Origin of the sequence: Rhodoferax sp. (genome assembly GCF_028688795.1) — a bacterium.
Classification (GTDB): Bacteria; Pseudomonadota; Gammaproteobacteria; order Burkholderiales; family Burkholderiaceae_C; genus Rhodoferax.
Window position 1 is genome coordinate 121,259 of sequence record NZ_JAQTXM010000009.1, and the last position, 12,975, is coordinate 134,233.

The 12,975-nt window shown below is 59.0% G+C and carries 11 protein-coding genes; 6 read left to right on the forward strand and 5 right to left on the reverse strand.

The window, feature by feature from the left end:
- The first annotated feature begins 132 nt into the window (after positions 1 to 132).
- The 3 genes from PHQ58_RS08965 to PHQ58_RS08975 all read left to right on the forward strand — a co-directional run bounded on the left by PHQ58_RS08965 (position 133) and on the right by PHQ58_RS08975 (position 3,316).
- Positions 133 to 1,668 carry a sigma 54-interacting transcriptional regulator gene (locus PHQ58_RS08965; protein WP_300110023.1) on the forward strand — a complete coding sequence of 512 codons (1,536 nt, stop codon included), beginning with the start codon at positions 133 to 135 and terminating at the stop codon, positions 1,666 to 1,668.
- A 25-nt stretch (positions 1,669 to 1,693) separates the two neighbouring features.
- The gene (locus PHQ58_RS08970) at positions 1,694 to 1,834 is read left to right on the forward strand and encodes a type II toxin-antitoxin system mRNA interferase toxin, RelE/StbE family (protein WP_300110026.1); all 141 of its coding nucleotides are present in this window, start codon (positions 1,694 to 1,696) and stop codon (positions 1,832 to 1,834) included.
- A 510-nt stretch (positions 1,835 to 2,344) separates the two neighbouring features.
- Positions 2,345 to 3,316: a carbohydrate porin gene (locus tag PHQ58_RS08975; RefSeq protein WP_300110029.1), complete on the forward strand. Its 972-nt coding sequence runs from the start codon at positions 2,345 to 2,347 to the stop codon at positions 3,314 to 3,316.
- A 183-nt stretch (positions 3,317 to 3,499) separates the two neighbouring features.
- Here the strand turns inward: PHQ58_RS08975 and PHQ58_RS08980 are convergent, their stop codons facing one another.
- The 5 genes from PHQ58_RS08980 to PHQ58_RS09000 form a co-directional block, all read right to left on the reverse strand.
- Entirely contained in the window at positions 3,500 to 4,372 is an 873-nt protein-coding gene (locus tag PHQ58_RS08980; RefSeq protein WP_300110032.1) for an ABC transporter permease, read from the reverse strand.
- The gene (locus PHQ58_RS08985; RefSeq protein ID WP_300110035.1) at positions 4,369 to 5,232 is read right to left on the reverse strand and encodes an ABC transporter permease; all 864 of its coding nucleotides are present in this window, start codon (positions 5,230 to 5,232) and stop codon (positions 4,369 to 4,371) included. The genes PHQ58_RS08980 and PHQ58_RS08985 overlap by 4 nt, the downstream gene beginning before the upstream one ends.
- Before the next feature lie 81 nt (positions 5,233 to 5,313).
- Positions 5,314 to 6,438 carry an ABC transporter ATP-binding protein gene (locus tag PHQ58_RS08990; RefSeq protein WP_300110037.1) on the reverse strand — a complete coding sequence of 375 codons (1,125 nt, stop codon included), beginning with the start codon at positions 6,436 to 6,438 and terminating at the stop codon, positions 5,314 to 5,316.
- 12 nt (positions 6,439 to 6,450) lie between these two features.
- The gene (locus PHQ58_RS08995) at positions 6,451 to 7,518 is read right to left on the reverse strand and encodes an extracellular solute-binding protein (protein ID WP_300110040.1); all 1,068 of its coding nucleotides are present in this window, start codon (positions 7,516 to 7,518) and stop codon (positions 6,451 to 6,453) included.
- A 207-nt stretch (positions 7,519 to 7,725) separates the two neighbouring features.
- The gene (locus tag PHQ58_RS09000) at positions 7,726 to 10,761 is read right to left on the reverse strand and encodes a DNA topoisomerase III (RefSeq protein WP_300110043.1); all 3,036 of its coding nucleotides are present in this window, start codon (positions 10,759 to 10,761) and stop codon (positions 7,726 to 7,728) included.
- Between the two features lie 135 nt (positions 10,762 to 10,896).
- Here PHQ58_RS09000 and PHQ58_RS09005 point away from each other — a divergent pair, with 135 nt between their 5' ends.
- Genes PHQ58_RS09005 through PHQ58_RS09015 form a run of 3 tightly spaced genes read left to right on the forward strand, consistent with a single transcriptional unit; the run spans position 10,897 to position 12,974 of the window.
- Entirely contained in the window at positions 10,897 to 11,358 is a 462-nt protein-coding gene (locus PHQ58_RS09005) for an SET domain-containing protein-lysine N-methyltransferase (RefSeq protein ID WP_300110096.1), read from the forward strand.
- Positions 11,355 to 12,236, forward strand: coding sequence for a biotin--[acetyl-CoA-carboxylase] ligase (locus PHQ58_RS09010; protein WP_300110099.1), 882 nt, complete (start codon positions 11,355 to 11,357; stop codon positions 12,234 to 12,236). The genes PHQ58_RS09005 and PHQ58_RS09010 overlap by 4 nt, the downstream gene beginning before the upstream one ends.
- 45 nt (positions 12,237 to 12,281) lie before the next feature.
- Positions 12,282 to 12,974, forward strand: coding sequence for an SPOR domain-containing protein (locus PHQ58_RS09015; protein ID WP_300110047.1), 693 nt, complete (start codon positions 12,282 to 12,284; stop codon positions 12,972 to 12,974).
- The last annotated feature ends 1 nt before the right edge of the window (position 12,975 follow it).

Sequence of the window (12,975 nt, forward strand, 5' to 3'; positions counted from 1 at the left end):
GATGATTCTGTATGTAAATCGTGACAGTGTTCTTTGCCTGGCTTGATTTATGCAAAAAACTTTAATGAAAACAGGTATTTGATTCGTCTGTCATGAATTTAATACGACGTATTGAATTCAATACAATGCGGCATGCGAATTGATGTCTATTTTTCTGACCGGGTCGGTATTGCCCAAGAGATTCTGGCCACGCTGGCGCGTCGTGCGCTGGACGTGTCGGCCGTCGAGGTCGATCCGCCCCATGTTTACCTGGAGGCCCCGGCACTGAGTGCGCTGGACCTTGCTGCGTTGCGCAACGAGCTGTTCAAAGTTGACGGCGTGCAGTCGGTCGACGAACTCGACATGCTGCCCGGTGCCCGACGGCGGCTGTACCTGGATGCACTGCTGGCCTCGCAGGCTGACCCGGTGCTGGCGGTGGACGGACGTGGCGTGGTGATGGTGGCCAATGCGGCCGCCGTGAATGCCAGCGGCGTGCCCGAGCCCCAGTTGGTGGGCATGTCGCTGCAGGCACTGACCGGCGATGCGCAGTTGGCGCAGGCCTTGATCGGCCAGGGTTACCGTTTGCCTGTGAGCGAAGTGCAGATTGGTGGCGAGCGTTATCTGTTTGAAACCGTGGCGCTGCAAGAGCCCAGTGGCACAGTGGTCGGCGCTGTGCTCACACTGCATGCGCCGCACCGTATTGGCGAGCGCCTAAGCGCTCTGCAGAATTACAGCGCTGGTGGTTTCGAGACCATTCTGGGTCAATCGCCCGCCATCCGCCAGCTCAAACAACGCGCTGCGCGCATGGCGCAGGTGGACGCGCCGCTCTTGATCCGCGGTGAAACCGGCACCGGTAAAGAACTGGTGGCACATGCCTGCCATGCCGGCAGCAGACGCCGGGACCAGCCGTTTTTTGCGCTTAACTGCGCCGCGTTGCCCGAGAGTCTGGCCGAGAGTGAGCTGTTTGGCTACGCCCCTGGCGCCTTTACCGGTGCACTGCGCGGCGGCCGACCTGGCCTACTGGAGTTGACCGACGGCGGCACCCTGTTTTTGGATGAAGTGGGCGAGATGTCGCCCTACTTGCAAGCCAAGCTGTTGCGCTTTCTGAACGATGGCAGCTTTCGCCGCGTCGGCGGGGAGCGCGAACAAAAAGCCGATGTGCGCATCATCAGCGCCACCCACAGAGCGCTGGAGGACATGGTGAGCAGTGGCAGTTTCCGTCAGGACCTGCTGTTTCGCCTCGATGTGCTGCACCTCAACCTGCCGCCGTTGCGCGAACGCACCGAAGACATTTTGCCGCTGGCACAGGTGTTCCTGGAGCGTGCCTGCGCACAGACCGGGCGGTCGCGCGTCCGCCTGAGCAAGGCCGCAGGCACCGCACTACTGGCCAACCTGTGGCTTGGCAACGTGCGCCAATTGCAAAACGTCATCTTTCGCGCGGTGACGTTGAGTGGGGCGCCGGTTATTGACACGGCCGACCTGGAGTTGGCCGGTTCTGCCACGGCTGACGGGGCGGGGCTGGCCGATGATGAGGTCGAGAGTCTGGACGATGCTGTCGCGGGCTTTGAGCGGGGCTTGCTGCAGCGTCTGTTTCCCCAGTATCCGTCCAGCCGCAAGCTGGCGCAGCGGCTGCTGACCTCACACTCCGCTATTGCAATCCGCTTGCGCAAATACGGAATTGGCGTCTGAGCATGCACAGCCAACATGCCTTGGGTTGGATCACTGCCTGAAAGGGGCACAGGAAGATTACCGTGAGTGCCATAACGCTGGCGACTTTCTGCTGATTTACCAAGTCGACGCCAACGGGATTAACTTTGTTCGTGCGGGGACTCACGCCGAAATTTTCAGTAATTGACGATTTTCAAACCGAATCCGTGGGCAGCAGGCTGGTTGCAGTCGCACACGGCTGTCTGCGTCCGGGCGACCCAAATCCATGATTTGGATCGCATGTCAGCAGTAGCCAGAGGGTACCGCCAAGCCCCCAGACTCGCCATGCTAAAAAATAGACAAAGAAAAAACACACATTGTTTTTTGTCAAGGCCGGACGTTATTGCTGCGCCATCAGAAAGATTTCGATCAAAAAATGCTGTTTTGTGGTGTAACCGAGACAATTTTTGACTGCTTTTTGATTAGGGTCTTCCCCTAACCACATCACGTCTTTGAAGAGTCGCGCAAACCAACCACTCTCTTAACGCCGACGCATCGGTTCAATCGAACCCCGTTCGTAACCTGGCTAAGGGATTTCCCTTGCGTGTAATTAAAACAAGTGGATTTAATTAAAAATTTACCCACTCTCCTTTTTGAAGAGCATCGAGGACAGCGTTTTCCTGTCGTCACATTTCATTTTTTATTTCAGCGTTTAGCCATGAATCACACCATCAATTTTTCACTTCGTGCCACTGCAACTGCTGCTGCAATGAGCCTGTGCAGTATCGCCATTGCTGCCCCCGCGTTCGATGCCAACATCGAGTTTGACAATACCTATCGCAGTGGCACCAAAGTTGACAACACCACAGACGAAGGGATGAGCCAGGGCGGTCGGGTGGAGTTGAATGTCAGCGGTAAAGCAGGCGCGAATCTGTTTGTGAATGCCAGAACCTCTTTGTTGGCAAAGAAAGACGGCACCGCAGCCACGGATGACATGTGGGTTCAGGTTGGTTCAGCCAAGGGCGATGTCAAGCTCGGCCGCTTTGAAGCGGCTGACCTGTTCCCGCTGGCACAAGATACCTTGATCAACCACGCTGGAAATGTCTATTACGGCAACGCCTTGCGCGGTCGAAAGGATGCCAGCGTATTTCACGCCGCTGGAACAATCAACCTTGGCAGTGGCCTCAGCCTTGAAGTAGGTGTCATTGAAACCAAATCACTGGCCAGTGCTTCGGGCATCCGCCCTGTCTTGTCTTACGCTGCTGGCCCATTGAGTGCCCGCCTGGGCTTCGAGTCGGGTCATTTCGCGCCAGCCACCGTGGGTGGTGTGACCAACGATGTCCGCGGTGTTGCAGCTTCTCTGGGGTATGACTTCGGCAGCTTCAAGCTCACGGGTAACTATGCCAGCGGCAAGACTGATTCCGCCCTGTCTGACAAGCGCCAGAGCGGATTTGCGGTGACCGCTGCCACGGGCGGCCTGGTGGTCGGTGTCATTGCAGGCAAGACCGATCAAAACGTCGGTGGCGATGAAAAAGTGCAGACTTTTTACGCGTCCTACAGCATGCCCTTGTTTGACATCAAGGGCGCCACAATTACGCCTGCCTTGTCATCTTCGAGCGCCAAGCTCAGTCAGACTGGCGTCAAGACGCAAGAAACCGCATTCCGTCTTCGGTTGAACTACGCCTTCTAAAGGCTGACGTGATTTATATTCGCCATCGCTAGAGCCGCTTGAAAGGTGTTCGCAAGAGCACTTTTTTTGGCCTCGGCAATTTGGCGTGTTTCGAGTTCATCAACTGATTCTCAAATCAATGAGCGGTAAACGCATGGGTTCGCGTGTTCTCGAATAGAACCCGCCGGGTTCGACCAACTGACATCAAGACGTGGGCTTGGACTCATTGGCCTTCGATCCGCGCATCATGCTCAGTGCCAGCACCGCAGACGCCACCATCAGCAGCAAGCTCACCGCGTTAAGTACTGGTGTGGCGCCTTCGCGCATGCGGCCATACATCATCACCGTGAGCGGTGCGTCCGAGCCGACCAGCATCAGCGTGGTGTTGAAGTTCTCAAAACTCATCAAAAAGGATATCGCAGCCGAGCCAATCAGCGCCGGTTTCAGGTACGGCAGCGTGATGGTCCACAACACCGCCGCACGTGATGCGCCCAGGTTGTAAGCCGCTTCTTCCAGCGTCACGTCAAAGCGTTTCAGCCGTGCCGTGATGGTCAGCGTCGCAATAGAGACGATGTACGAGAACTGCCCCAGCACCACCAGCGGCAAGCCGGGGCGCAAAAACTCCAGCTCCAGGCCCCACACATCGTCCGCCAGGTTGGCAATGCGGCTGGCAAACGCCAGGATCGAGATGCCCAAAATCACGCCCGGAATCACCAGCGGGGCCAGCATCAGCATAGAGAGCGCCTGCTTGCCGCGAAACTGCGTGCGCTCGATCAAAAATGCGTTGGCCGTGCCCACCAGCACGGAGAGCAGCGTGACCCAACTCGCCACCACCACACTGGTCCACACGCTACCCAACATAGCGCTGTCGGCAAACAGGCCGGTGCGGCCTGAGCCCTCATGGCCAAAAAACCAGTCCAGCGTGAAGCCGCGCCACGGCGGTGCCGGGTAGGGGGCGTTGTTGAAGGCAAACACCGCCACGATTAGCAGCGGCAAAAACAAAAAAGCAAAAAATGCCACACCATAAACCATGGTGCTGGCACGAAACCACAGCGGGCGGGGCAGCGAGGCAATCATGACCGCTGCATCACTTCGCCAAACTTCTGGCCGCTCAATTTCAAGCCCGCCCAGACGATGGCGGTGCTCAAGCCCAGCAGCAAAAAGCCAAACGCCGCGCCTTGTTCCCAGTTGAAGCGGGTGATGAACTGGGTGTAAATCTGCTCGGTGAACCACTGCGAGTTTTTGCCACCCAAGAGCGTGGGCGTCAGGTAATTGCCCAAGGTGAGCATGAACACCACGATGCAGCCCGCCACGATGCCGGGCGCGGCGTGCGGGATGATGATTTGCCGCAAAATCGACCAGCCGTTGCCACCCAGGTCGTAAGCCGCTTCGATCAACGAGTCGTCCAGGCTTTCCAGTGCGCTGATCAACGGAATCACCATGAACAGCATTGAGGTGTAAACCAGCCCGACCATGATGGTGGCATCGTGGTAGAGCATTTCTACCGGTGCGGGCGTGAGCCCCAAGCTAACCAACAGGGCCGGCAACACGCCGGACTCGCGCAGCAGAATCATCCAGCCCAGCGTGCGCACCGTCTCGCTCACCCAGAACGGGATCAGGCACATGATGAACAGCATCGATTTGTTTCTACCGCGGGCAATCTTGGCAATGGTCCAGGCAATCGGAAAAGCCATGAGCAGTGTGATGGCGGTGGCGATGATCGACATTAGCGCGGTGCGCACAAAGGTGTGCCAGTACAGCGGCTCTTCATAAAACGTGCGGAACTGCGCCAGGCTGGGCTCGTACACGCGCGGCGCCACGCGCTCGCGCAGCGACAAGATGCCAAGCTCGACATGCGGCAACACAATCAGGCCCACCAACCAGAGCAGCGCCGGTGCCAGTAGCAGCAATAGCATTAACCGTGCCTGGGGCTTCATGGATGTGGCGGCAGAAAAGTGGTCAGCCACCCGACAAATGCCAATGCACACCAAACGCACACGTTCACGCGGTGCACGGCATCAACTCGCAAAACACACCGCGCGCAGCGGATCAAAGCCAAACGCCACGGTTTCGCCCACCTGCAGGTCGGCAAATTCGCCGGTTTGCGGCAGGGCAATGCGAAATTCGGTGTTGGACTGGGCCTCGTGCAAGAGTACGGCCGAGTTGGCGCCATCAAACAGCAAGCTCGTGATGCGCGCGCTCCAAAATGGCAAACCGGCGTCACGCAACACCGCCGGGTTGCGTGCCAGGCGTGCAACTTCCGGGCGCACAAAGACCTCGACCGCATCACCGCGTGCGACCCTTCCTATGGCGCGCGCCGGCATCACCAAGCCGTCGGCACTGGTCACCGTGACCACGCTGTCGGTCACCTCGGTGGCGCGCCCCGCCATGCGGTTGTTGGCCCCGACAAAACCGGCCACAAAGGGTGTTTGCGGCTCGTAATAAAGTTGCTGTGGTGTGCCAACCTGCTCAAAACGGCCAGCGTTCATCACCGCCACATGGTCTGACAGCACCAGCGCTTCGGACTGGTCGTGCGTGATGTAGACAAAGGTGGTGCCAAAGGCGGCCTGCAGCTGTTTGAGCTCAATCTTCATGTGCTCGCGCAGCTTCAAGTCGAGCGCACCCAGCGGTTCATCCAGCAGCAGCAGCGTGGGCTCCAGCACCAGGCTGCGGGCAATCGCCACGCGCTGCTTTTGCCCACCTGAGAGCTGGTCCACCCGCTTGGCTTGCGCGCCGGGCAGGCTGACGCGCTCCAGCATGTCACCCACACGGCGCTTGATCTCGTCTTTTGCCACGCCGCGTCGCGCCAGGCCGTAACCGACGTTGTCGCCCACGTTCATCATGGGGAACAGCGCCAGGTGCTGAAACACCATGTTGACCGGGCGCTTGTTGGGGGGCACGCCGCGCATGGCTTTGCCGCCAATGCGAATGTCACCAGAATCTGCCTCCAAGAAGCCTGCAATCATGCGCAGCAGTGTTGTCTTGCCGCAGCCTGACGGCCCCAGGATCGAGAAGAAACTGCCGCGTGCCACTTCAAACGACAAGTCGTCCACCGCGCGGAAAGCACCGTAGTGCTTGGCCACGCGAGTGGCTTGCAGGTCAGGCTGCGCCCCAACAGACGCAGCGGGCAATGAAGAACTCAATGCAGTTGACGTTTAGTTCGCCGCTTTGATGCGGTCCAGCACGCGGCCTTCGATGTCTTCAATGCCAGCTGGCACTGCCGGGTACCACTTCACGTTTTTCAAGGCGGCTTCAGGGAAGCTGGCGGCAAACTGGGCTTTCAGCTTGGCATCCATCAACTGGTCAGCACCCTTGGAGGCTGTGAAGTTGCCAGCTGAAGAGGCCACTTTGGCCGCAATTTCAGGGCGCATGTTGAAGTTGATCCAGGCATAAGCGGCCGCGTCGTTCTTGCCCTTGGCCGGAATGGCAAAGGTGTCGATCCAGCCGAGAGCGCCGGACTTGGGTGCGATGAACTGGATTTCAGCCTTTTCGCCATTCAATTTCCAGCCACCGGTGTCCCACATCATGGCACCGACAATTTCGCCGGTGCGCATGCCATTGAGCAACTGGTCTTTGTTGTCCCAGAAGAACTTGAAGTTGGGCTTGCAGGCGATCATGGTCTTGCCGACTTCGTCCATCAGCGCGCTGTAGGCTTTCGGGTTGTTGTAGAGCGCAAACGGGTCTTTGCCGGATGCAAACGCAAAGGCCAACAAGGTGGGGCGTTTCAGGCGGACAGCAGTTTTGCCCTTCACGTCAGCGCGGCACAGGTCGGGGTAATCGGCCATTTTGGTCAGGCTGGTGTTGACCACCAGGCCATCCGTGCCCCAGATGTGTGGCAGGCCATAGACCTTGCCCGCCAGCGTGGTGTTTTTCTTGGTGGCTTCCAGCATGCTGGGGATGAACAACTCGGACTTGAGCTTTTTCAAATCCATCGGTTTGTAAATACCAAACTCTTGCTGCGGGCCAGTGATGCGGTCTTGCGAGGGCTGGGCCAAGTCAAAGCCCGCACCGCCGGTGGCGCGCAGCTTGGAAATCATTTCTTCGTTGTTGGACAGGGTCAGCTCAACCTTGTAGCCGCTTTCTTTCTCAAACTGTTCCACCACGTCTTTGGGCGCGTAGTCGGCCCAGGTGAGCAAACGCAGGGTCTTGTCTTGTGCCGTGGCCGTGCCAACGGCACCAAGTGCAACGATGCCAGCGACGATCAATGGGTAGCGAATTTTCATGTTCAGAGTCCTTGGATGATGTGGAGTGACAGCAACAAACGGCCTCAGGTGCATTGCCCTGAGGCTAGCCATATTAAGTCAATCTTGTGACGGTTTGATGTCCTCCTCGTCCCGCCTGCATCGCAATGACCCTGACACATGGTTTTTAGTGCCTTGATTTAGCTATCAAATAAATAGCTATTAGCGCTTATTTTTAAAGGGCTAGAGTCACTTTTTGTCATCAACCTCAGTGGCGCTGACCAAATGCTTGCCCACAATGCCCGCCAACTCAAACATGGTGACCTGCGGCTTGCCAAACACCGCGAGCAGCTTGGCGTCGGCATTGATGGCGCGTTTGTTGGTGGCATCCTGCAGGTTGTTGGCCTTGATGTAGTCCCACAGTTTTTTGATGACTTGGGCGCGGGCAATTGGTTCAGCACCAATCACCGCGGCCAGAGCGGCGCTGGGGGTTGATCCCGCACCTGTAGCGGGTGCTTTGCGTGGCGTTTTTGCAGCGGTGGCCTTGACCGCCTTCTTGGCAGCGGGCTTGGTCGTTTTTACAGCTTTTGAGGCCGTAGCCCCCGCGGATGTTGCGCGAGTAGCTCTTGATTTTGATGCCACTGCGGCTTTGGTCAGGGGCGTGGCAGCGGTTTTGCGTGGCGGGAATTTGCTTGGGGCAAACTCAAAGTTCACCTTGCCAGCTTCTGCGTCCCAGGCCAGCATGGCCTTGAAGGCGCGCCGTGTGCGCATTGACACAAACTTGTCCAGCAGGTCGGTCTTGCCGGTAGCCAGCAGCTTGACCATTTGCTCGCGTTCAATGGGTTGCTGCAAGATGATCTGGCCGGTCTTGAAGTCGCAGCTGGGCGTGGGCTGGGCGTCGGTGGGCACAGATTTTTCGCACACGTAGTTTTTGCCGTGCTCGAAAACCCTGCCGCCTGCGGCAGTTTCGGTGCCCGTCCCACATTTTGGGCAGGCGCCCAATGATTCCTGGGCTGAAAAGTCGATCAGCTCACCGGATTCCTCGCCCTTTTTGTCGTCGCCAAAGTCAAACTCAAGTTTGTAGTTTTTGGTTTCCTCGTCAAACTTGATGACCATCTCGGCGGTGAACGGCCAACCGGCCTTGGAGCGAAAGCCGCTCAAGGGGCCGATTTTGCGGTCGCGTAAAAACTGCTCGACTTCCGCCGCCTCAAAAGTGCGCCCGGCCGGGGTTTTGCCAAACGAGAAGCCGCAGCCATCGCTTTTGCCGTCCAGGCCCGTGCAGGTGTAGCGGCGGTAGTTTTCCTTGACGATGCCGCCGCAGTTGGGACACGGCGTTTGCAAGGTGGCGAAGTCACCGGGGATGGTGTCGCGGTCGTATTCCTTGGCTTTTTTGACCATGCGCTCGGTCATGGCGGCAATTTCCGCCATGAAGCTGGCCCGGCTGAGCTTGCCGTGTTCCATTTGTGCGAGCTTGAATTCCCATTCGCCGGTGAGTTCGGCTTTGGTGAGTTCCTGCACGTCCAGGCCACGCAACAGTGTCATCAGCTGGAAGGCCTTGGCGGTGGGGATCAGCTCGCGGCCTTCGCGCAGCATGTAGGCCTCGGAGATCAAGCCTTCAATGATGCTGGAGCGGGTGGCTGGCGTGCCCAGGCCTTTTTCCTGCATGGCTTCTCGCAGCTCGTCGTCTTCCACGGTTTTGCCGGCGCCTTCCATGGCACCGAGCAGCGTGGCTTCGGTGTAGCGCGCCGGGGGGCGGGTTTTCAGGGCTTTGGGGTCAACCGACTCGGCGTTGACCAATTCATTGGGTTGCACCGGAACCAGGTTGCCGGTGTTTTTGTCGCCATTTTCGGGTTGCTCAGCGGCGGCTTCCTTGCCGTAAATGGCCAGCCAGCCCGGCTTCACCAGCACCTTGCCTTCTGTTTTGAAGCTGTGGCTGGCTGCGGTCGAGATCCGGGTAGTGATCTGGTATTCGGCGGCCGGGAAAAACACCGCCATGAAGCGGCGCACCACCAAGTCGTAAATCTTTTGCTCAGTCTCGCTCAAGCCGCTGGGCGCTTGCAGCGTGGGGATGATGGCGAAGTGATCACTCACCTTGGCGTTGTCAAAAATGCGTTTGCTGGGGCGCACGTAGTTGTTGTTCAGGGCCGTGAGGGCGTGCGGCGCCAGGTGTTTCATGCCAGAGTCGGCCAGCATCTCAAAGGTTTGCTTCACCACTGGCACATAGTCTTCGGGCAGCGCGCGTGAGTCGGTTCGCGGGTAGGTCAGGGCTTTGTGGCGCTCGTACAGGCTTTGCGCGATGGACAGCGTGGTTTTGGCGCTGAAGCCAAATTTGCCGTTGGCCTCGCGCTGCAGGCTTGTCAGGTCAAACAGCAGGGGCGACACCTGTGTGGTGGGCTTGCTTTCCTCAGACACGGTGGCTTGTTGGCCACGCACGGCGTCGGCAATGGCCTGCGCTTCGCGTGCGCTCCAGACCCGGTCGCCTTTCAACTCGGCGTCCATTTCTTCGTTACCGGCTGCGGCGTTGGCGGCGGCGCGTTTGAACGTGGGGTCAAACCATTTGCCCGGGTATTGGCCGGCCTGGGCGGCAAAGGAGGCATGGATTTCCCAGTAGTCGCGGCTGATGAATTTGCGAATTTTTTCCTCGCGCTCCACCACCACGCTCAAAGTTGGCGTTTGCACGCGGCCCACAGTGGTTAAAAAGAAGCCACCGTCACGCGAGTTAAATGCGGTCATGGCACGCGTGCCGTTGATGCCGACTAGCCAGTCGGCCTCACTGCGGCAGCGGGCGGCATCGGCCAGCGGCTGCATTTGCTGATCGCTGCGCAGGTGCTGGAAGCCATCGCGAATGGCTTGCGGTGTCATGCTTTGCAGCCACAGGCGGCTCACTGGTTTGCCCAGCGGTTTGGCACCACCAGCGTATTGCTCGATCAGGCGAAAGATCAGCTCACCCTCGCGGCCCGCATCGCAGGCGTTGATGAGTTGGCCCACGTCTTTGCGCTTGGCCAGTTTCACCACGGCGTTCAGGCGGGTCTTGGTTTTGTCGACTGGTTTCAAATCGAAATGCGGCGGAATCACCGGCAGGTGGGCAAAGCTCCACTTGCCACGCTTCACGTCATGGCTTTCTGGTGCCTGGATTTCCACCAGGTGGCCGACCGCGCTAGTGACGACATGGGTGTCGTTCTCGAAATGTTCGTCGTGCTTCTCAAACTTGCCCGACACGGGCGTCAAGGCGCGCACGATGTCTTGCGCCACAGAAGGTTTTTCGGCAATGACCAAGGTTTTCATCTGACTACAATCCCTTTTCTCGCGCCCACACAGGCGCACACACAGGTGGGTACGCACACGCGCACCCATACGAGTTCACGATACCAAATTTTGACCGTGTCCAATTCAACGTCCCCAAAACCCGCCAAGCCCAAAATGTTGCGCCGCATTCAGGTGCGCCAGTCCGGCATTCACGGCAAAGGCGTGTACGCGCTGCAAGACATTGCCATGGGCGACACTGTCATCGAATATGTGGGTGAAATCATCAGCTGGGAAGAAGCACAGGCGCGGCATCCGCACTACCTTGCCAACCCCAACCACACGTTTTACTTTCATGTGGACGCCACAAGGGTGATTGACGGCGGGGTAAATGGCAATTCGTCGCGCTGGATCAACCATTCATGCGACGGCAACTGCGAAGCCGATGAGCAAAACGGCCGTGTCTTCATCAAGGCCTTGCGCGACATCGCGGCGGGTGAAGAGCTGCACTACGACTATGGCTTGATCATTGATGAGCGTTACACACCCAAGCTCAAGGCCGAATACCCGTGCTGGTGCGGCGCGCCAACCTGCCGCGGCACGCTGTTGGCGCCCAAGCGCAAACGTCGCTTGCCATGATGGCACCGGTGCGCTGGCCAAGTGAAGACATCTGGGAAGCCGTGGCGCCGCTGTTGCCCGGCTTCACGGTCGAGGTCTTGCCTGAAGTTGATTCGACCAACTCGGAGCTGATGCGCCGTGCCCGCGCTGGCTGTCTGGAGCCGGTGCTACTGGTCACCGAACGGCAAACCGCTGGCCGTGGCCGTCTGGGGCGGCAGTGGCTCAGCGGGGCAGTGGCCAGAGGTTTCTCCGCAGAGCCGTCCGAAGGTGAAACAGTCCCCTTGGGGGGCAGCGCAGCACACGCAGTGGCACGCGTGGGGGCCATGTCTGCTTTGACTTTTTCACTGGGCTTGAGCTTGGCGCCGGCTGACTGGTCCGGGCTGTCGCTGGCGGTGGGCTTGAGCGTGGCGCAAAGCCTGCACCCTGACATTCGCCTGAAGTGGCCCAATGATTTGTGGTGGCATGACCGCAAACTGGCCGGCATTCTGATCGAGACCGCCAATTGGGGCGAGGCCAGCGCCATCCGTTATGTGGTGATTGGTATCGGGGTGAACATCCGTACGCCAGTGGTTGATGGCTTGTCGACTGAGCCCGTGGGGCTCGAAGAGCTGTTGCCTGACCTGAGCGCGCCGCAAGCGCTGGGGCGCATCGCCGCCAACTTGGTGCAGGCTGTGCAGACGTTTGAGGCCCGCGGCTTTGCGCCCTTTCAGGCCAAATTCAATGCCCTCGACGCGCTGGCTCAACTGCCGGTGACGCTCAGTGATGGCTTGCAGGGCGTAGCGCTTGGTGTGGACACCAGCGGTGCGCTGTTGGTGGCCGCTGCCCAAGGGGTGCAGCGCGTGACCAGTGCCGAGGTGAGTGTGCGGTTGCAGCCAGGGCCGAGTTATGCGGACTTGTAAGCCTGTTCGCATTTGTAAACCGGTGCGTACTTTTCGTCGGGTGACATGATGCTGCGCGCCTTTGCCTTGTTTTTGCTGCTGCTCAACGGGGTTTACTTTGCCTGGGGCCAGGGCTGGTTGCTGGCCTATGGTTTTGGGCCTACGCCGCAGCATGAGCCACACCGCCTGGCGCAGCAAATCAAGCCCGAGGCCATTGAAATCATCAGTGAGCAGGACGCCACCCTGGCGCAAGTGCCAGTGCCTGCGCTGCAGGCCAATGCCGTGTGTCTGCAAACGACCTTGTTTGATGCGGCCAGGGCCGAGGTGCTGCGCCCGGTGCTGGCTGCCGTGTTGCCGCCTCAAACCTGGGCGCTGGACGTGGTGGCCACGCCCGAGCGTTGGATCATCTACATGGGTAAATACGCCAATGCGGCAGAACTGGCCAAAAAGCGCGCCCAGTTGGCGAACTTGCGGCTGACCTTTGAGCCTTTGAGCAATCCGGCACTGACACCCGGGCTGTCGCTGGGGGCCTTTGCCTCCCAAGCCCAGGCCGACGCCGCACTGGAGGCCCTGGCGCAGCGCGGTGTGCGCACGGCGCGCGTGGTGCAGGAGCTGGCCGCGGGCCAGGCGTATCGCTTGCGGTTGCCCGCAGTGGATGATGCGCTGCAGAAGAAGCTGCCCCCGGTGCGGGCTGCATTGGCTGGCCAAGCGCTATTGCCTTGCAATGGCAATGGCAACAGCAATGTTGCAGGCCAGTGAG

Bases quoted from the DNA above. Each gene is read 5' to 3' on its own strand.
- PHQ58_RS09015 (WP_300110047.1), top strand. From the start codon at position 12,282: ATGATGCTGCGCGCCTTTGCCTTGTTTTTGCTGCTGCTCAACGGGGTT.
- PHQ58_RS09000 (WP_300110043.1), bottom strand. From the start codon at position 10,761: ATGAAAACCTTGGTCATTGCCGAAAAACCTTCTGTGGCGCAAGACATC.
- PHQ58_RS08985 (WP_300110035.1), bottom strand. From the start codon at position 5,232: ATGAAGCCCCAGGCACGGTTAATGCTATTGCTGCTACTGGCACCGGCG.
- PHQ58_RS09005 (WP_300110096.1), top strand. From the start codon at position 10,897: ATGTTGCGCCGCATTCAGGTGCGCCAGTCCGGCATTCACGGCAAAGGC.
- PHQ58_RS08980 (WP_300110032.1), bottom strand. From the start codon at position 4,372: ATGATTGCCTCGCTGCCCCGCCCGCTGTGGTTTCGTGCCAGCACCATG.
- PHQ58_RS08995 (WP_300110040.1), bottom strand. From the start codon at position 7,518: ATGAAAATTCGCTACCCATTGATCGTCGCTGGCATCGTTGCACTTGGT.
- PHQ58_RS08975 (WP_300110029.1), top strand. From the start codon at position 2,345: ATGAATCACACCATCAATTTTTCACTTCGTGCCACTGCAACTGCTGCT.
- PHQ58_RS09010 (WP_300110099.1), top strand. From the start codon at position 11,355: ATGATGGCACCGGTGCGCTGGCCAAGTGAAGACATCTGGGAAGCCGTG.
- PHQ58_RS08965 (WP_300110023.1), top strand. From the start codon at position 133: ATGCGAATTGATGTCTATTTTTCTGACCGGGTCGGTATTGCCCAAGAG.